Here is a 16,909-nt window from a genome sequence, read left to right as displayed (position 1 = left end):
GCGGCAGGAACCGCGCTAGCCTACTTGCACTTGGCGATCGACGTCAGCGCGGCCGAGATGCCTTTCAGCGAAAACACATAGGTCGTCGGATTGCCGCGGCCAGACTTCGCCGAGACCTTCATGTCGGTGCCAGTCTTCATGGCGGCGATCAGCACAGGCTCTTCGGCGGCGTTCTCGACCCAGGCCGACTTGCCGCGGGTGAACATCGAGAACGTCTTCTTGTCGATGGTGACGGTGGCCTTGGAGCCTTCCTGGAATGTGTAGCCGGCGATGAATTGCGGCTCGTAGGACACTTGCTGGCCCGGGCGCTGGCTGACGAAGAAGAACATGTCGCCGTGATCGAGCGTCGGCGGCTGCTTGTCGGTCGGCACGGTGAGCACATAGCAGACCTTGCCGCCCTGCGCCTGGTAGCTGTAGGTGCCCCAGGCATTGTGCTGGCCGATCTTGGTCGCCTGCTGCGCCAGCGCCGGCGCGGCAAAGGCCACCAGGACCAGGCTCGAGACTAGTGCAATCAATCCGCGCATCGCTTTTCCCGTATTCCAAATGGTGCGGGGCAGGCCGGCTTGGCGTCCTGCCCGTCGCTTCATTTTGATTTAATCTGGGTTACCAAACGGTGAATTTCCCTCGGAAAAGGACATTCACCCATGGAAACCACCGCCATTTCCGCGCCGCTTCTTGAAAAAACGGCTTTCGCAATGTCCCTGCGGCGACTTGGAGGCCACGAAAGCGGCAAGAGTTTGACTTTTCCAACGGCCGCAGCGGAACCCGAAGCCAAGCCGCTATCGTCCTGTTTGAGCGGAGGATTTCTTCTGAACCCAGTTGCCAACGCGACGCCGATTCAGCTCTTGTCGGCGATCGCCTCCTTGGCGGCCTTGCGGTGCGCAGGGGTGATATGGGCGCTTACCGCGGAGATCGCGGCGGTCAGCACGGCGATGTCGTCGGTGAAGCCGAGGCCGAAGACGAAATCGGGTATGACGTCGACCGGCAGCACGAAATAGCCAAGCGCTGCCAGCAATATGCCCTTGGCACGCAAAGGCGTCTTCCTGTCGAGCGCGCAATAATAGCCGGCGACGACCTCTTCCATGAACGGAATCTGCCGGGCGGCCTTCTTGGCCGTGCGCCAGAATTTGGCGCGCACTTCACTCTCGTCGCCGAGCTTGCTGCCGAAGCCGAAGAAATCAAAACCGGGCTGCTGCGCCATCAATCCTCTCCTTGCCGGCCGTCGAGCTACGCGTTGCGCGCGGCCGCCACGGAAAATGTGGTGAAAGTCCCGGTCCACTGCAAGAGGATGGCGCCGATTTGGCGTTGCCGCCCCAGCGTTCAGCCGCCAGCATACCCATTCATCTTCTTGGCCAGCGCGATGTCGAGCGCAGTGACACCACCGGCATCATGGGTGTTGAGCGTCACGTCGACAGTCTTGTAGACGTTCGACCAGTCGGGATGATGGTCCATCTTCTCGGCGGCCAGCGCGACGCGGGTCATGAAGGCGAAGGCTTCGGAAAAATTCTTGAAGTCGAAGCTGCGCTTGATGGAGGCGCCATCGGCTGCCTGCGACCAGCCGGGCAGTTCGGCCAGTGCGGCGGCGATGGCGTCCTTGCTGAGTTTCTCTCTCGTCATGATGATTTCCCGTGCTATCCCAGTTATTGACCCTCACCATAATGCAAGTCGCCCAAAAGTCCTTTGCGTTTTGGGCTTCCAAATGCACGAACGGCGCATATCGAATGAGCGTAAAGCCGATAAATTCCATACTCTTCGTCTGCCTCGGCAACATCTGCCGTTCACCCCTGGCCGAAGGCGTGTTTCGCGCCGTGCTGGCGGAGCGCGGCCGCGACATGGTGCTGGACGATATCGTGCTGGACTCTGCGGCGACCGGCGGCTGGAACCTCGGCGAAGCGCCCGACCCGCGCTCGATCGCGATTGCGGCCCGCCACGGCATCGACATATCAGGGCAGCGGGCACGCAAGGTCAGGCCGGAGGATTTTTCGCGCTTCGACCTGATCCTCGGCATGGATCGGCAGAATGTCCGCGACCTCAAGGCGTTGGCGCCGGCCGGTGCGCGCGAACGTATTCATCTCTTGGCAGAGTTTGCGCAGGGCAAAACCCGCGACGTGCCGGATCCCTATTATGACGGGGCCGAAGCGTTCGCTTCGGTCTACCGCATGATCCGCGAAGCGTCGGAGGCGCTGGCGACGAGGTTGGTGGCGCGGGCGTCGACGCCGGAGAGCGGCCACGCCTCCTCGACAATGTAGGGACCGCCGCCGACCGAATCGCGCGACGACATCAGCACGAAGCGGCCGACGCGAAACGGCAGCGTCGAAAAATTGCCGCGCGCCGACAGGTACTGGGCGACGTCGAGCGGGCTCGAATTGCGCAAGCGTGCCAGCGTAACATGCGGGGTGAACTTGCGCGGGTCGGCGGGCAGGCCGAGCCGCTGGCAGATGCGGTCGATTTCGCCTTGCAGCGCCGAAAGGTCGGGCGAGGCGAAGACGCCGGCCCAGACGGCGTGCGGCTTCTTCTGGCCGAAAGCGCCAACTCCGGACAGGGTGAGCGAGAAGGATGGGCGGTGCACCCGGTCGAGCGCGTTGGCGATTTCGTCGGCGACATGGCCTTCGACGTCGCCGATGAAGCGCAGCGTCAGATGGTAGTTTTCGACATCGATCCAGCGGGCTCCGGGCAGGCCGCCCCTGAGCAGGGACAGCGAAAGAGCGGCGTCACGCGGTATTTCGAGGGCGGTGAAAAGACGCGGCATGGTGAGCCTCCCTTCCTCGAATCGAACTGTGCCCCTAGCGAATCATCGATAGTCAAACGGGGCAAGTGGTTTGTTGGTTGCAGGCATTTTTACGAACAGGCGCCTCCAAGCGATGAATAAGCACTATTGCCGTGCCGCCTCGGCGCTTGCATTACCCAGATGCTGCATATGCTCTTCGAGCGCAGCATGGATGACTCGGGTCATCGGCAGCCCGGTCTTTTGTTTCAAAGTTCGCGCGAGGCGAACGCCGCGTTATTCTCGTCAGACCGGCGTTCAACCGCCACCCTCAACTGCCGCAATCGCCTTCTCCACGGCGGGCATGATGCGCTCGACCATCGCTGCGATGCCCTTCGGATTGGGATGCAGGCCATCCTCCAACTGCAGGCCGGACTGCCCGGCGACGCCATCGAGAAAAAACGGATAGAGCGGCACATCGTATTTCGCGGCCAGCTTTGGGTAGATCGCATCGAAGGCGTTCTGGTAGTCGGCGCCGAGATTGGGAGCGGCGCGCATGCCGGCCAAAAGCACCGCGATCTTGCGCGCTTTCAGCTTCGCCAGCATGTCGTCCAGGTTCTTTTCCGTAATGCTGGGCGAGACGCCGCGCAGCATGTCGTTGGCGCCGAGTTCGAGGATAACCAGCCTTGTCCCATCCGGCACCGACCAGTCAAGCCGCGCCAAGCCGCCGCTCGAGGTGTCGCCTGAAACGCCGGCGTTGGCGACGGTGACGTCATGGCCTTTGGCGCGCAGCGCAGCTTGCAATTTGTCGGTAAAGCCATCGCCAGGCCCGAGGCCGAAACCGGCCATCAGGCTGTCGCCGAAGCCGACGATGGTGAACGTCTCGGCGCGCACGGACGAAATGGCGCCGCAAAGGGTGACGAAAAGGACGAGCCCTGCGGCATTCAAGCGTTTGAAAGATATCTTGCGTTTGAAAGACATGTGGCAGGCCCCATATACCCGAGGAATTCTTCCGGCGACGGCTTCCGGCAAGCAGAGCCTTCATCCTGATATAGGACGCTTTAATTGTGACAGAAGCCGTCATCGCGCTTAAAGACATATCCCTGACCCTGGGCCAAGGGGCTTCGTCTGTGCATGTGCTGAAAGGCGTCAGCCTTGACGTGACGCGCGGCGAGGCGACCGGCATTGTCGGCCCTTCGGGTTCCGGCAAGTCGACCTTGCTGATGGTGCTGGCCGGGCTGGAGCGGGTCGATTCGGGCACGGTGCGCATTGCCGGCGAATTGCTGAACGGCAAAAGCGAGGACCAGCTCGCCTCGTTTCGGGGCCGAAACATTGGCATCGTCTTCCAGTCCTTCCATCTCATTCCCAACATGACGGCGCTCGAAAATGTCGCGGTGCCGCTGGAACTGGCCGGCCATGCCGATCCGTTCGGCGTCGCCGCGCAGGAGTTGGCGGCCGTCGGCCTGAGCGACCGCGTCACCCACTATCCCGGCGAACTCTCCGGCGGCGAACAGCAGCGCGTGGCGATCGCCCGCGCGCTGGCGCCGTCGCCGCGCATTCTGATTGCCGACGAGCCGACCGGCAATCTCGACCAGGCGACGGGGCGGCAGGTCGCCGACCTTTTGTTCGCCAAGGCGGCCGAGCGCGGCATGACCTTGGTGCTGGTCACGCACGATCCGGCCCTTGCGGCGCGCTGCTCGCGCCAGGTGTCGATGCGCTCCGGCCGCATCGAGGATGCGCCGGTAGCGCAGGTCAAGGTGCCGGCCTGATGCCACTGTCGCAGACGCTGAAGCTCGCGTTCCGCTTTTCGCTGCGCGAGATGCGCGGCGGACTGTCCGGCTTCATGATCTTCCTTGCCTGCATCGCGCTCGGCGTCGCTGCAATCGGCGGGGTCAATTCGGTGGCGCAGGCGATCACCGCAGGCGTTGCCGACCAGGGCCAGACGCTGCTTGGCGGCGACTTGCGCTTCCAGCTCAACCAGCGCGATGCGACGCCAGCCGAAAGCACCTTCCTCGACCGCCTCGGCACTGTGTCGCACAGCGCCAATATGCGCTCGATGGCGCGGCTGGAAGACGGCTCCGACCAGGCGCTGGTCGAGGCCAAGGCCGTCGACGACGTCTATCCGCTCTATGGCGCGATCGAGACCGCGCCGCAGCTTGGCAGAAAGGATTTGTTCGGCGAGAAATCAGGCGTCTTTGGCGCCGCCGCGCCCGACCTGTTGTTCGACCGGCTGAATGTGAAGATCGGTGACCGGCTGAAGGTCGGCAGCGCGACATTCGAATTGCGGGCCAGGCTGGTGAGCGAACCGGATGCGGTGTCGGACGGTTTCGGCTTCGCGCCGCGGCTGATGGTCTCGACCGCGGGGCTTGCCGCGTCCGGCCTGATCCAGCCAGGCAGCCTGGTCGAGAATGCCTACAAGGTTCGGCTGCCGGCCGGCGCCAGCGAGGCCGATCTCAAGACCATCCAAGATCGGGCGGCGAGCGATTTCCCTGAAGCCGGCTGGTCGATCCGCACGCGTTCCAATGCGGCGCCGGCGCTGTCGGCCAACATCGAGCGCTTCTCGCAATTCCTCACGCTGGTCGGGCTGACGGCGCTGGTCGTCGGTGGCGTCGGCGTTGCCAATGCGGTGCGCGCCTATCTCGACGGCAAGCGCGGCGTCATCGCCACCTTCAAGAGCCTTGGCGCCTCGGGCGGCTTCGTCTTCACCGTCTATCTCGTGCAGATCCTGATGATCGCCGGCCTCGGCATCGCGCTTGGCCTCATCCTCGGCGCCGCCATGCCGTTTGCTGCCAGCGCTGCGCTCCAGTCGGTCATTCCGGTGCCGGCTAAAGGCGGCTTCTATCCCGGTGCGCTGTCTCTTGCCGCGCTGTTCGGGCTGCTGGTGACGCTTGCCTTCGCGCTGTTGCCGCTCGGCCGCGCCCGCGATGTGCCGGCGACCGCGCTGTTTCGCGAAATGGGTTTTGAGGGCCGCGGCTTTCCACGCCTGCCCTATCTTGCCACGGCGGTCGGCATCGCGGTCGCTTTGGCGGCGCTCGCCATCCTGTTTTCCGGCGACCGGCGCATCGCCTTGATCTTCGTCGGCGCGACGGTCTTTGCCTTTCTGGTGTTGCGCCTGGTCGGTGCGCTGGTGCAGTGGGTGGCGCGCAAAAGCCCGCGTGTGCGCTCGGTCGCGCTCAGGCTCGCCATCGGCAACATCCACCGGCCCGGCGCGCTGACGCCGTCCGTCGTGCTGTCGCTGGGCCTCGGGCTGACGCTTTTGGTGACGCTGGCGCTGATCGACGGCAATCTCAGGCAGCAGATCTCCGGCAGTCTGCCGGAACGGGCGCCGAATTTCTTCTTCGTCGACATCCAGAATAGCGAGGTCGATGCCTTCTCGACATTGATCGGCAATGAGGCGCCGAAGGGAACGCTGGTCAAGGTGCCGATGCTGCGCGGCCGGGTGATGGCGCTGAACGGCGTTAGTGTCGACAAGGCCAATGTGCCATCGGAAGGCGCCTGGGTGCTGCGCGGCGATCGCGGCCTGACCTACGACGCCAAACAACCGGCCAATGCGACATTGACCGAGGGCAGCTGGTGGCCGGAGAACTACAGCGGCGAACCGCTGGTCTCGTTCTCCAACGATGAAGGCAAGGCGCTCGGCCTGAAGCTTGGCGATACCGTCACCGTCAATGTGCTCGGACGCAATGTGACGGCCAGGATCGCCAATTTCCGAGAGGTGCAATGGGAGACGATGGGCATCAACTTCGTCATGGTGTTCTCGCCCAACACTTTTGCCGGCGCCCCGCATGGCTGGCTGGCGACGCTGACCGAAAAGGATGCCACGGCAGCAGAGGATGCCCGCCTGCTGAACGCCGTCACCCGCGCCTTCCCGGCGGTGACGACAGTTCGGGTCAAGGACGCGCTCGATGTCGTCAATCGGCTGGTCGGCCAGCTCGGCACGGCGATCCGGGCCGCGGCCGGCGTGGCGCTGATCGCTTCGGTGCTGGTGCTGGCCGGCGCGCTCGCCGCGGGAAATCGCGCCCGCATCCACGATGCCGTGGTGCTGAAGACGCTGGGCGCCACGAGGCGAACGCTGATCGCGGCGTTTTCGCTGGAATACATGCTGATCGGCCTGGCCACCGCGGTGTTCGCGTTGGCTGCCGGCGGCATCTCCGCCTGGTACATCGTTGCCCGCATCATGACACTGCTGTCGCATTTCATGCCGGAGGTGGCGGTGGCGACCTTGGTGTTTGCGCTGGTGATCACGGTCGGTATCGGCCTTGCCGGCACCTGGCGGGTGCTCGGCCACAAGGCGGCGCCGGTGCTGCGCGACCTCTAGGCCCCAAACGGCAAGGTTGGCCGAATCTGCCGTTTCCGATTAAATCTTGGTAATGTGCAGTCATGGAAGCCCAAGAAAACCGGCTTCCGGCGATTCACCAAGGGTTGCAGCCCGTTACGGTCTTGTTCTTGACGTCAAGAACCATCATATTTCGCCACAGGCATGCTGGAGCCCCGCCAGCGGCGCCCAGGTCCGAAAGGGCCTGACACCGTACGGGGCAGAAGCAACAGAGGATTCCAATGGCTGAGCCCATTCGCAACTACCAGACTTCGGCCGTGCCGGGCGCGCGCGCCGACATCGACCAAGGCCTGCGCACTTACATGCTCAAGGTCTACAATTTGATGGGGCTTGGCCTCCTCATCACCGGCGTCGCCGCCTGGGGCGCTTTCCAGCTCGCCGTCACCGGCGACGGACAGCTGACCGCTTTCGGCACGCTGATCTATGCCAGCGCCTTCCGCTGGGTGGTCATCCTGGCTCCGCTCGCCGCCGTCTTCTTCCTGTCGTTCAGGATCCAGTCGATGAGCGTGGCCGCGGCGCAAACCACCTTCTGGGTCTATTCGGGCCTGGTCGGCCTGTCGCTGTCGACCATCTTCCTGGTCTACACCGGCGCGTCGATCACCCAGACCTTCTTCGCCACGGCGGCCGCCTTCGGCGCGCTGTCGCTCTACGGCTACACGACCAAGCGCGACCTTTCGGCCTTCGGCTCGTTCCTGGTCATGGGCGTGGTCGGCCTGGTGATCGCCATGCTGATCAACATTTTCCTGCAGTCGTCGGCGCTCGGCTTCGCCATCTCGGCGATCGGCGTGCTGATCTTCGCCGGGCTCACCGCCTATGACACGCAGACCATCAAGGAAATGTACTACGAAGGCGATCAGGCCGACGTTGCCGGCCGCAAGGCGATCATGGGCGCGTTGAGGCTATATCTCGACTTCATCAACCTGTTCATGTTCCTGCTGCAGTTCATGGGCGATCGCCGGTAGGCGGTCTTCCCATCAGGCAACTGGACCAGCTGATATCAAGAGGGCGGCCCAACGGCCGCCCTTTTCTTTTGTGCCGGCCTTTGCTGTCATGGAGGCAGATGAATCGTCTGCATAAATTATGAGCACTATTTCCATCCGCGCGGCCTTGGAAGGCGACCTCGGCCGAATCACCGAGATCTACGCTGACGCCGTGACGCATGGCACCGCGAGCTATGAGCTGGAGCCGCCCAGCCGCACTGAGATGGGTACGCGCTTCGACAGCCTGACGGTGGGGGGCTTTCCCTATCTGGTGGCGGAACGAGGTGGCGCGCTGCTCGGCTACGCCTATGCCGGCGCGTTCCGGCCGCGCCCGGCCTACCGCTTCATCGTAGAGGATTCCGTCTATGTCGCGCCTGATGCGAAGGGCCAGGGCGTCGGGCTGCTGCTGATGCAGGCGCTGATTGAAGCCTGCCGTATGGCGGGCTTTCGCCAGATCGTCGCGGTGATCGGCGACGGCCATGCAGACAGCGCCTCGGTGCGGCTGCATGAAAAGCTCGGCTTTCGCCATTCCGGTCGCCTGGAAGGCTCCGGCTACAAGCATGGGCGCTGGCTTGACACGGTGTTCATGCAGCTGTCGCTGAATGGCGGCGTAACGGTTCCGCCCGATCCGCATTCGCTGCCGGAGCGGAAGTTTCGTGAGAGCCTGAGGAGGGGAATTGAGGAGAACTGAAGAGAACTGAAGAATTGAGGATCCGAATAGCTGAGAACAAATCCTGCGGTATTTCGACCGTTACATCCTCTTTTTTCAATTCTTCAGCTCTTCAATTCCCCAATTTTCAATTAGGCCTGGACAATCTTCAGCTTAGCATCGAAGACGTTGAGCACGCGACCGAGTTCCTGGCCGCGCTTGAGGATTCGGCCGCCGGCGGCGATGACGGCGAAGGCGCCTTGCCGGCGTGCCAGTTTCGGATCCTTGACGATCTGGAACAGCGGCACTTCGCTGGCCCGGCGGAAGACTGAAAACACAGCCCGATCAGACAGATGATCGATGGCATAGTCGCGCCATTCGTTGGCGGCGACCATGCGTCCGTACAGCTTCAGGATCTCGTCGAGTTCACGCCGGTCGAAACGGACCGGCTGGTCGAGGCGTTCGCGTCGCGCCTCGTGCAGCGGGATCAATATTGCGGATGCGTCCCCATCCTCCGTCCCACCGCTGCGATCGGTCATCCCGCGATCCCTTTGAAAATGAATCTCGCTTGCAGAAGTTGGCGTGTTCGCCGTGGAATTGCAAGGCCCGGCTAACCATCCCGGGACCGCGCTGTTTTCGCAACGTCCAGTCACTTTTATAAAACGCGGTGTTTGAATTGGTGATGCCTCGCCACATTTCTGCCTTTTTTTATCCGCGCTCATGCCCCAATGTCCGACGAATTTACCGGCGTTGCCTGAGACGGTTCGGTCCGGCACCGGCTCGTAAACCCCAAGCCCCCCGCCCACGGGTCTGCGTCGGATCGAACCAACCTCGGACTTTCCTCAGGGAGAGACCGGGTGCGACGATCCCAAAGCCTAAATGACCGACGTCAGAAGCAAGCTGACGTCGGTTTTTTTGTTGGGCGGCGCCAGACACTTGTCGTCGTGATCCTTCACACCCCCTCTGTCCTGCCGGACATCTCCCCGCAAGGGTGGAGATCAGATTTCGCGTTTGCTTTCGCCAATCTCAAACGTGGGACAGGATGGCGGATGTGGCGAAGCTGCCAATCTCCCTCCTTGCGGGGGAGATGGCCGGCAGGCCAGAGGGGGGTGCTGTCCCGCCGATATCAAAAGATATGGACCAGCCTCTTAAGGCTTGTGAATAAACGCCGCGCCCAGAATAGGCCCCGGCAGGCCGTCCTTGCCGACCGATTGCAGCAGCACGGCGCAGCCGCCTTTCTTGGCGATCTCGGTCATCGGCAATTCGTAGCGCTGCGCCTTGCCGTGCCACATGCCGGCGGTCTGGATGCCGGTGACGGCGTTCCAGTAGGTCATGCTGCGGCCGGTGTTCTCGCCCTTGGCGATGGTCACCGTCTGCGGTGGTTCGAAATAGACGATGACGACATGGGCGTCGCTGGGGCCGCTACCGGCGTCGCCGGCATCGATCATGACGCGATCGCTGGTGCGGCTGACCTTGACGCTGACCCGCATGCCTTCACCGGATTTCTCCATGCGGCCAAGCGCGCCGTCGACCTCCTTGCGGCTGGCGCCGTTGACATGGCTGCGACCATTGATGACGGCTTGCGGCGTGTAGACGGAGCGGGTGCCGAAGGCGCGCATATAGTCATATTGCCGGTCGGTATTGTCCTTGCTGCTCAGCGTGTCCTGCCAGCCGAGATAGTCCCAGTAATTGACGTGGTAGGCGAGCGCGACGACGTTGTCCTTGGCCGCCAGCTCGGCAAAGAAAGCGTCCGCCGGCGGGCAGGAATTGCAGCCCTGGCTGGTGAACAGCTCGACCACGCCCAAGGGCCTGTCAATCTGCGGTTTGTCGGTCTGGGTCGTTCCCGATTCCTCGGCGAACCCGGTCCCGGCAAGCGCCGAGAAGGCCAGCGCAAAAGCCGCAAGCCGGAGAGGGTGTCGAGGTGCCATGATCGTTCCGATTCCCGCCGGTGACGCCGGCCTTGTTCTGGTTGCCCAGATTTGTGGCAGAAGCGACAGTCAACGGGAAGTCACGTTGCGGTGAAATTTTTGCTGCCGCAACCATGGGTATGGCCATCACATGGGGAGCACTTCACCGCCCGGTTCGATCGGGAGCATGGCATCAGGAGCGTGGGGCAGATCTTGCTGAGCCCAGCCGGTTTTTACTCCTGTCGTACAGGGCGGGGCTTCGATCGGGTCGGGCAATGCTTTGGAAAGACTGGGAGTAGGGAGTAGGGAGTAGGGAGTAGGGAGTAGGGAGTAGGGAGTAGGGAGTAGGGAGTAGGGAGTAGGGAGTAGGGAGTAGGGGATGTCGTTCCCCGCTACCGCCCAATCCCTACTGCCTAAGCCCTGGCCGCTACGCGGCCAGATCGCGCAGCACGTATTGCAAAATGCCGCCATTCTTGAAGTAGTCGAGTTCGTCCAGCGTATCGATGCGGCAGATGATCGGCACGTTCTTCACGGTGCCGTCGCCATAGGTCACCTTGGCGATCATCGTCTGGCGTGGCTTGATGGTGCTTATGCCGTCGATCTCGACCAGCTCGTCACCCTTGAGGTTGAGCGAGGCCCATGAGGTGCCTTCCTCGAAGACGAAGGGGATGACGCCCATGCCGACCAGGTTGGAGCGATGGATGCGCTCGAAGGACTGGGCGATGACGGCACGGACACCGAGGAGATTCGTTCCTTTAGCTGCCCAGTCGCGCGAGGAGCCGTTGCCGTATTCGACGCCGGCGAAGATGACCAGCGGCACGCCTTCCTTTTTGTATCTCATCGCCGCGTCGTAGATCGATTCCTCTTCCTTCGACGGGTAGTGGATGGTGTAGCCGCCCTCGCGGCCGTTCTCGCCCAGCATGTGGTTGCGGATGCGGATGTTGGCGAAGGTGCCGCGCATCATCACCTCATGGTTGCCGCGCCTTGTGCCGTACTGGTTGAAGTCGGCAACGCCGACGCCATGGTCGGTGAGGTATTTGCCGGCCGGGGAAGCGGCCTTGATCGAACCCGCCGGTGAGATGTGATCGGTGGTGATCTTGTCGCCGAACAGGCCGAGCACGCGCGCGCCCTTGATGTCGCCGATCTTGCCGAAACCGGAGGTCATGCCGGCGAAATAGGGCGGGTTCTGCACATAGGTCGAGTTGTCGTCCCAGGCATAGGTCTGGCCTTCCGGCGCCTTGACGTTCTGCCAGTATTCGTCGCCCTTGAAGACGTCGGCATATTTGCGGGCGAATAGCTCACGTGTGACGTTCTTCTCGATGAACTCCTGGATCTCGGCCGAACTCGGCCAGATATCCCTGAGATAGACCGGCTTGCCGTCGCGGCCTTCGCCGAGTGGCTCGGTGGTCAGGTCCTTGGTGACGGTGCCGGCCAAAGCATGGGCTACCACCAGCGGCGGCGACGCCAGATAGTTCGCCTGCACGTCAGGTGAAACACGGCCTTCGAAGTTGCGGTTGCCGGAGAGCACTGCGGCGGCGATCAGGCCCTTATCGTTGATGGTCTTGGAGATCGGCGCCGGCAGCGGGCCGGAATTGCCGATGCAGGTGGTGCAGCCGAAACCAACCAGGTTGAAGCCGATCTGGTCGAGCTCCTTCTGCAGGCCGGACTTTTCCAGATATTCGGCGACCACTTGGCTGCCCGGCGCCAGCGAGGTCTTCACCCACGGCTTCTGCTTGAGGCCGAGCCGGTTGGCGTTGCGCGCCAAAAGGCCGGCGCCGATCAGCACGCTCGGGTTGGAGGTGTTGGTGCAGGACGTGATGGCGGCAATGACGACATCGCCATGACCGAGATCATGCTCGGTGCCTTCGACGGCATAGCGCTTGTGGATTTCGGCAGCCTTCTTGTACTCGGTCTCCATCGCCTTTGCGAAGCCGGCCGGAATGCCTTCGAGCGGAACGCGGCCTTCGGGGCGCTTGGGACCTGCCATCGACGGCACGACGCTGTCGAGCTCGAGTTCGAGCAGGTCAGTGAAGACAGGGTCGGCCGAGCCGGCGTCACGCCACATGCCTTGCGCCTTGGAATAGGCCTCGACCAGGGCGATGCGGCTTTCCTCGCGGCCCGACATTGTGAGATAGCGGATGGTCTCGCCGTCGACCGGGAAGAAGCCGCAGGTGGCGCCATATTCGGGCGCCATGTTGCCGATGGTGGCGCGGTCGGCCAGCGTCATGTTGGACAGGCCCGGGCCGAAGAACTCGACGAACTTGCCGACGACGCCCTTCTTGCGCAGCATCTGGGTGACGGTCAGCACCAGGTCGGTGGCGGTGATGCCCTCCCTGAGCTTGCCGGTAAGGCGGAAGCCGATGACTTCGGGCAACAGCATGGAAACCGGCTGGCCGAGCATCGCCGCCTCGGCCTCGATACCGCCGACGCCCCAGCCGAGCACGCCAAGGCCGTTGATCATAGTGGTGTGCGAATCGGTGCCGACGCAGGTGTCGGGATAGGCGGTCGTTTCGCCGTCTTCCGTGTTGGTCCAGACGACCTGACCGAGATATTCGAGGTTGACCTGATGGCAGATGCCGGTGCCGGGCGGCACGACGCGAAAATTGCGGAACGCCTGCTGGCCCCATTTCAGGAATTTATAGCGCTCTTCGTTGCGCTCATATTCGAGCTCGACATTCCTGGCAAAGGCCAGTGGCGTGCCGAATTCGTCGACGATGACGGAGTGGTCGATGACGAGGTCGACCGGCACCAGCGGATTGATCTTCTGCGGATCGCCGCCGAGCGCCTTGAGGCCGTCGCGCATGGCGGCAAGGTCGACCACCGCCGGGACGCCGGTGAAATCCTGCATCAGGACACGCGCCGGGCGATAGGCGATCTCGACGCCGGCGGTGCCCTTGTCCGTCAGCCAGCCGGCCACAGCCTGGATAGAGTCCTTGGTGACGGAGCGGCCGTCTTCATTGCGCAAAAGGTTTTCCAGCAGCACCTTCATCGAATAAGGCAGCTGGGCAATGCCGGTGAGGCCGTTCCTCTCGGCCTCGACCAGATTGTAATAGACATAGTCCGCGCCACCCACGGTGAGGGTGCGGCGGCAATTGAAACTGTCGAGGGATTTTGACACGTGCGGTCCGTCCTTGTCTGTTCAGCCTGAAAGGGAACGGACGCCGATGGGCATGCAATCACGCGCAAAGGTGCGGGTACGGCCATTTCCGCTGTCCGTTCCCAGCCAACCCGAGCCGTTCAAGGCGGCGCGTGCGCTGGTTCGGCGCAAATTCTGTTCCCGTGCCGACCGCTGGCACGGATGTCCCGCATATAGAGAATTTTCTGGAATAGTTCTAGACAGTTGCGGAGCAAATTTGTGCGATGCGGCAGCTATCGCGCGGTAAAGTTTTCGGGACGGGCAGGCATGCGGCTGATTGCCGAAAATCTGGGCGGCGAACGCGGCGGCGAGACGGTCTTTTCCGGCATCGGTTTTGCGCTCGACCAGGGCCAGGTGCTGGTCGTCACCGGGCCGAACGGTTCGGGCAAATCGACGCTGCTCAGGGTCATCGCCGGGCTGCTGCCGAAGGCGCAAGGCGACGTGCGCATCGAGGGCGGCGGCGAGACGTTTCCGACGATCGCTTCGGCGGTCCACTATCTCGGCCACCTCAACGCAATGAAGACGGCGCTCAGCGTGGCGGAGAATCTGCGCTTCTGGCGCGATTTCAACGGCGATGGGCAGTCGGGTGTCGAAGAGGCGCTGGAGACGGTTGGTCTCGGCGGCATCGGCCATCTGCCTTTCGGCTATCTGTCGACCGGGCAAAGGCGGCGCGCGGCGATTGCGAAATTGCTGGTCAGTCATAAGCCGCTGTGGCTGCTGGATGAGCCGACGGCTGGGCTGGACAAGGCTTCGGAGGCGCGGTTTGCGGGGCTGATGACGAGGCATTGCGCGGAGGGCGGGATTATTGTCGCGGCGACGCACTTGCCGCTGGGATTGGATGGGGCGAAGGAATTGAGGATGGGAGCAACAGGGTGATGTCGGCATTCCCGCCCACCCCCCTCTGCCCTGCCGGGCATCTCCCCCGCAGGGGGGGAGATCAGATGTCATGCCGGCTTTCGCCAATCACCGGCATTGAAAAAGAGGCGTCAGCAACGGAGCTGCCAATCTCCCCCCTTGCGGGGGAGATGTCCGGGAGGACAGAGGGGGGTGTGAAGGAACGCCACCTTCGGCAAGATGGCGATCAAACGGCAGGCGCGGCTTGGCAATGCTAGCCCTCTTCCTGCGCGACATCCGCCTCCCCGTCCGCGCCGGCGGCGGAGCGCTCACCGGCGTCATCTTCTTCCTCGCCGTCATCGCCACCATCCCCTTCGGTGTCGGACCGGACCTGAAGCTGCTCGCCCGCATCGGTCCGGCGATCCTTTGGATCGGCGCTCTGCTCGCCTGCCTGCTCGGCCTCGACCGGTTGTTTCAGGCCGATCGCGAAGACGGTTCGCTCGATCTTCTGGTGCTGGGCAATGACCGCCACATGCTGGCGCTGACGGTGCTGGTGAAGTGCCTGGCGCACTGGATGGGCAGCGTTCTGCCGCTGGTGGTTGCGGCACCTCTGCTCGGCCTGTTCATGAACATGGAGCCGCTCAGCATCGGCGCCACCGCGCTCACGCTGCTGGTCGGCACGCCGGCCATCACTTTCATCGGCGCGGTCGGGGCGGCGGTGGCGGTGGCGCTGCCGCGCGGCGGGCTGCTGATCTCGGTGCTGGTGTTGCCGCTGACCATCCCGGTGCTGATCTTCGGAGTGTCGGCGAGCTACGGCGCGGTGGCCGACCCTGATCCGTTCCTGCAGCCCTTCCTCATTCTTGCCGCGCTGACGCTGTTTCTTGCCGTGCTGGGTCCGGTGGCGGCAGCACTGGCGCTGCGGCATGGAACGGACTGATATGACCGCTGCGGCGCGACGGATCAATTGCGAAGCCCCAGCCGCAAAGCTAAGAAAGCCGCAAAGCCATGGGAAGGCCATGATCGAGCACGACGAAGCGACGGTGGAAGGGGCGCGAAGCGCATGAGTGCACACGCACTCTATGTCGCGGTCGCCTATGGCATCACGGCGATCGTGCTGGCCGGGCTGATCGGCTGGATCCTGCTCGACCAGCGGACCCGCAAGCGCGAACTGGCGGAACTCGAAGCGGCCGGCGTGCGGCGTCGCTCGGACAAAGCCGGTACTGGGGCCAGCACTGGGGCCAGCAAGCCATGAGCACGGAAAGCGAAACGCCGGCGTCGCCGCGCCGCCGCCTGATCGTGCTGTTGCCGCTGCTGGTTTTTCTCGGCCTCGCCGGATTGTTCCTGTCGCAGCTTTTGTCGGGACGCGACGAGGCGGCAGTGCCGTCGGCGCTGATCGGCCTGCCGGCGCCGCAGACCAACCTGCCGGCGCTGGAAGGATCAAACCTGCCCGGGCTGGATTCAAAAGCCTTCGCCGGCAAGGTAACGCTGGTCAACGTCTTTGCATCGTGGTGCGCGCCGTGCCGGGAAGAGCATCCGGTGCTCCTGGCGCTGTCGCAGGACAAGCGCTTCGTCATGGCCGCGCTAAACTACAAGGACCAAGCGCAAAACGCGCGCCGGTTCCTTGGTGATCTCGGCAATCCGTTCCAGGCGATAGGTGTCGACGAGGCCGGCCGCACGGCCATCGACTGGGGCGTCTACGGCGTGCCGGAAACCTTCGTCATCGGCAAGGACGGCAAGATTGCCTACAAGCATGTCGGGCCGCTGACAGGGGAGTCGGCGAGGGATGTTCTGTTGCCGCAGATTGAAAAGGCGCTCGCGGCACCGGGCTGACGTTGGCGCCATGCCCCCTCATCGGGCCGCTACGCGCCCCCTCCTCCCCGTGAGGGAGAAGAGGGAAGCATCGTTACAGGCTAGCTCCTCTCCCCGAGGGGAGAGGTCGGATTGCCCGAATTGCTCATGCAATTCGGTTTGGCAATCCGGGTGAGGGGCGGTGCCCTGCTGACGTCTGAAATGCTCAGCCGTAGATCTGCCTGTGGACCTGGTAGAGCATTTCCGAGCGGTCGGCGCGCAGGTCGGCCAGATCGCGGCTCGTCAGGTTTTCGATTTCCGCGACGAGGCGGTTGTAGTGGCGGCGCTTGGCCATCGAGGTGCGCGCGCGGGAGAAGAGGTTGTCAAAAGCCATAGCAAGGGTCCTTTCGTACCGCATATCAGCGGTGAATTTGTTCCTCCCTTGGTCGTTCGCAACATGACATAGGAATGGTGCGATGCAAAAAGAAGATGTTGCAATGCACCATTGCGCAGGGCGCATAGCAGGTTAATACAGCGCTAACAGCACCATAAACGGCCGGGCAGGCTGGCGGGCC

General features: G+C 63.2%; 18 protein-coding genes. 9 read left to right on the top strand and 9 right to left on the bottom strand.

The genetic code is table 11. The annotated features are described in order from the left end of the window. Positions 1 to 20 precede the first annotated feature (20 nt). From NKJ57_RS23705 to NKJ57_RS23695, 3 genes are all read right to left on the bottom strand, one after another. Positions 21 to 524, bottom strand: a complete 504-nt coding sequence (locus tag NKJ57_RS23705) for an invasion associated locus B family protein (protein ID WP_023671718.1) — start codon at positions 522 to 524, stop codon at positions 21 to 23. 314 nt (positions 525 to 838) lie between these two features. Then, positions 839 to 1,201, bottom strand: a complete 363-nt coding sequence (locus NKJ57_RS23700) for a YkvA family protein (RefSeq protein ID WP_023687669.1) — start codon at positions 1,199 to 1,201, stop codon at positions 839 to 841. A gap of 119 nt (positions 1,202 to 1,320) precedes the next feature. Next, complete coding sequence (locus NKJ57_RS23695; protein ID WP_023745436.1) at positions 1,321 to 1,617, bottom strand: 4a-hydroxytetrahydrobiopterin dehydratase; 297 nt, start codon at positions 1,615 to 1,617, stop codon at positions 1,321 to 1,323. Positions 1,618 to 1,721: 104 nt separating this feature from the next. Between NKJ57_RS23695 and NKJ57_RS23690 the strand changes: the two genes are divergently transcribed. After that, positions 1,722 to 2,249, top strand: a complete 528-nt coding sequence (locus NKJ57_RS23690; RefSeq protein WP_081726171.1) for a low molecular weight protein-tyrosine-phosphatase — start codon at positions 1,722 to 1,724, stop codon at positions 2,247 to 2,249. Here NKJ57_RS23690 and thpR read toward each other — a convergent pair. Both thpR and NKJ57_RS23680 read right to left on the bottom strand, forming a co-directional pair. Then, on the bottom strand, positions 2,153 to 2,749 hold the full coding sequence (thpR, locus tag NKJ57_RS23685) for an RNA 2',3'-cyclic phosphodiesterase (RefSeq protein ID WP_023683839.1): 597 nt from the start codon (positions 2,747 to 2,749) through the stop codon (positions 2,153 to 2,155). The genes NKJ57_RS23690 and thpR overlap by 97 nt on opposite strands. A gap of 273 nt (positions 2,750 to 3,022) precedes the next feature. Next, the gene (locus tag NKJ57_RS23680) at positions 3,023 to 3,685 is read right to left on the bottom strand and encodes an arylesterase (protein ID WP_502882031.1); all 663 of its coding nucleotides are present in this window, start codon (positions 3,683 to 3,685) and stop codon (positions 3,023 to 3,025) included. A gap of 86 nt (positions 3,686 to 3,771) precedes the next feature. On the opposite strand from NKJ57_RS23680, the gene NKJ57_RS23675 reads away from it, so the two are divergent. The 4 genes from NKJ57_RS23675 to NKJ57_RS23660 all read left to right on the top strand — a co-directional run bounded on the left by NKJ57_RS23675 (position 3,772) and on the right by NKJ57_RS23660 (position 8,711). Further along, entirely contained in the window at positions 3,772 to 4,473 is a 702-nt protein-coding gene (locus tag NKJ57_RS23675) for an ABC transporter ATP-binding protein (RefSeq protein ID WP_023726024.1), read from the top strand. Then, positions 4,473 to 7,022, top strand: a complete 2,550-nt coding sequence (locus tag NKJ57_RS23670) for an ABC transporter permease (protein ID WP_352512822.1) — start codon at positions 4,473 to 4,475, stop codon at positions 7,020 to 7,022. Before NKJ57_RS23675 ends, NKJ57_RS23670 begins: the two co-directional genes overlap by 1 nt. Positions 7,023 to 7,261: 239 nt before the next feature. Next, positions 7,262 to 8,002 carry a Bax inhibitor-1/YccA family protein gene (locus NKJ57_RS23665; protein WP_023671726.1) on the top strand — a complete coding sequence of 247 codons (741 nt, stop codon included), beginning with the start codon at positions 7,262 to 7,264 and terminating at the stop codon, positions 8,000 to 8,002. A gap of 118 nt (positions 8,003 to 8,120) precedes the next feature. Continuing rightward, positions 8,121 to 8,711, top strand: coding sequence for a GNAT family N-acetyltransferase (locus NKJ57_RS23660; RefSeq protein ID WP_352512820.1), 591 nt, complete (start codon positions 8,121 to 8,123; stop codon positions 8,709 to 8,711). A 110-nt stretch (positions 8,712 to 8,821) separates the two neighbouring features. Here NKJ57_RS23660 and NKJ57_RS23655 read toward each other — a convergent pair whose 3' ends face one another. From NKJ57_RS23655 to acnA, 3 genes are all read right to left on the bottom strand, one after another. Beyond that, positions 8,822 to 9,208 carry a DUF2794 domain-containing protein gene (locus NKJ57_RS23655; protein WP_352497732.1) on the bottom strand — a complete coding sequence of 129 codons (387 nt, stop codon included), beginning with the start codon at positions 9,206 to 9,208 and terminating at the stop codon, positions 8,822 to 8,824. Positions 9,209 to 9,817: 609 nt separating this feature from the next. Then, entirely contained in the window at positions 9,818 to 10,597 is a 780-nt protein-coding gene (locus tag NKJ57_RS23650; RefSeq protein ID WP_352512819.1) for a DUF1223 domain-containing protein, read from the bottom strand. A 406-nt stretch (positions 10,598 to 11,003) separates the two neighbouring features. Next, positions 11,004 to 13,694 carry an aconitate hydratase AcnA gene (gene acnA, locus NKJ57_RS23645; protein WP_352512817.1) on the bottom strand — a complete coding sequence of 897 codons (2,691 nt, stop codon included), beginning with the start codon at positions 13,692 to 13,694 and terminating at the stop codon, positions 11,004 to 11,006. Between the two features lie 285 nt (positions 13,695 to 13,979). Here acnA and ccmA point away from each other — a divergent pair, with 285 nt between their 5' ends. From ccmA to NKJ57_RS23625, 4 genes are all read left to right on the top strand, one after another. Continuing rightward, entirely contained in the window at positions 13,980 to 14,588 is a 609-nt protein-coding gene (gene ccmA / locus NKJ57_RS23640) for a heme ABC exporter ATP-binding protein CcmA (RefSeq protein ID WP_352512816.1), read from the top strand. A gap of 229 nt (positions 14,589 to 14,817) precedes the next feature. Next, positions 14,818 to 15,483, top strand: a complete 666-nt coding sequence (gene ccmB, locus NKJ57_RS23635; protein ID WP_023755644.1) for a heme exporter protein CcmB — start codon at positions 14,818 to 14,820, stop codon at positions 15,481 to 15,483. A gap of 123 nt (positions 15,484 to 15,606) precedes the next feature. Next, positions 15,607 to 15,798, top strand: a complete 192-nt coding sequence (gene ccmD / locus NKJ57_RS23630) for a heme exporter protein CcmD (protein ID WP_023755643.1) — start codon at positions 15,607 to 15,609, stop codon at positions 15,796 to 15,798. Continuing rightward, entirely contained in the window at positions 15,795 to 16,376 is a 582-nt protein-coding gene (locus tag NKJ57_RS23625) for a DsbE family thiol:disulfide interchange protein (RefSeq protein ID WP_023726030.1), read from the top strand. The genes ccmD and NKJ57_RS23625 overlap by 4 nt, the downstream gene beginning before the upstream one ends. Positions 16,377 to 16,560: 184 nt before the next feature. Here the strand turns inward: NKJ57_RS23625 and NKJ57_RS23620 are convergent, their stop codons facing one another. After that, the gene (locus NKJ57_RS23620) at positions 16,561 to 16,728 is read right to left on the bottom strand and encodes a hypothetical protein (protein WP_023671737.1); all 168 of its coding nucleotides are present in this window, start codon (positions 16,726 to 16,728) and stop codon (positions 16,561 to 16,563) included. Positions 16,729 to 16,909: the final 181 nt, after the last annotated feature.

It is taken from the genome of Mesorhizobium sp. M0077, from assembly GCF_040322955.1.
GTDB lineage: Bacteria > Pseudomonadota > Alphaproteobacteria > Rhizobiales > Rhizobiaceae > Mesorhizobium.
This window is presented reverse-complemented; position numbering and strand designations above follow the sequence as displayed.

Coding starts and splice junctions, on each gene's coding strand:
- NKJ57_RS23670 (WP_352512822.1), top strand. CDS start 4,473: ATGCCACTGTCGCAGACGCTGAAGCTCGCGTTCCGCTTTTCGCTGCGC.
- ccmB (WP_023755644.1), top strand. CDS start 14,818: ATGCTAGCCCTCTTCCTGCGCGACATCCGCCTCCCCGTCCGCGCCGGC.
- ccmA (WP_352512816.1), top strand. CDS start 13,980: ATGCGGCTGATTGCCGAAAATCTGGGCGGCGAACGCGGCGGCGAGACG.
- NKJ57_RS23650 (WP_352512819.1), bottom strand. CDS start 10,597: ATGGCACCTCGACACCCTCTCCGGCTTGCGGCTTTTGCGCTGGCCTTC.
- NKJ57_RS23620 (WP_023671737.1), bottom strand. CDS start 16,728: ATGGCTTTTGACAACCTCTTCTCCCGCGCGCGCACCTCGATGGCCAAG.
- NKJ57_RS23625 (WP_023726030.1), top strand. CDS start 15,795: ATGAGCACGGAAAGCGAAACGCCGGCGTCGCCGCGCCGCCGCCTGATC.
- NKJ57_RS23705 (WP_023671718.1), bottom strand. CDS start 524: ATGCGCGGATTGATTGCACTAGTCTCGAGCCTGGTCCTGGTGGCCTTT.
- NKJ57_RS23695 (WP_023745436.1), bottom strand. CDS start 1,617: ATGACGAGAGAGAAACTCAGCAAGGACGCCATCGCCGCCGCACTGGCC.
- NKJ57_RS23690 (WP_081726171.1), top strand. CDS start 1,722: ATGAGCGTAAAGCCGATAAATTCCATACTCTTCGTCTGCCTCGGCAAC.
- NKJ57_RS23680 (WP_502882031.1), bottom strand. CDS start 3,685: ATGTCTTTCAAACGCAAGATATCTTTCAAACGCTTGAATGCCGCAGGG.
- NKJ57_RS23660 (WP_352512820.1), top strand. CDS start 8,121: ATGAGCACTATTTCCATCCGCGCGGCCTTGGAAGGCGACCTCGGCCGA.
- thpR (WP_023683839.1), bottom strand. CDS start 2,749: ATGCCGCGTCTTTTCACCGCCCTCGAAATACCGCGTGACGCCGCTCTT.
- NKJ57_RS23665 (WP_023671726.1), top strand. CDS start 7,262: ATGGCTGAGCCCATTCGCAACTACCAGACTTCGGCCGTGCCGGGCGCG.
- NKJ57_RS23700 (WP_023687669.1), bottom strand. CDS start 1,201: ATGGCGCAGCAGCCCGGTTTTGATTTCTTCGGCTTCGGCAGCAAGCTC.
- NKJ57_RS23655 (WP_352497732.1), bottom strand. CDS start 9,208: ATGACCGATCGCAGCGGTGGGACGGAGGATGGGGACGCATCCGCAATA.
- ccmD (WP_023755643.1), top strand. CDS start 15,607: ATGAGTGCACACGCACTCTATGTCGCGGTCGCCTATGGCATCACGGCG.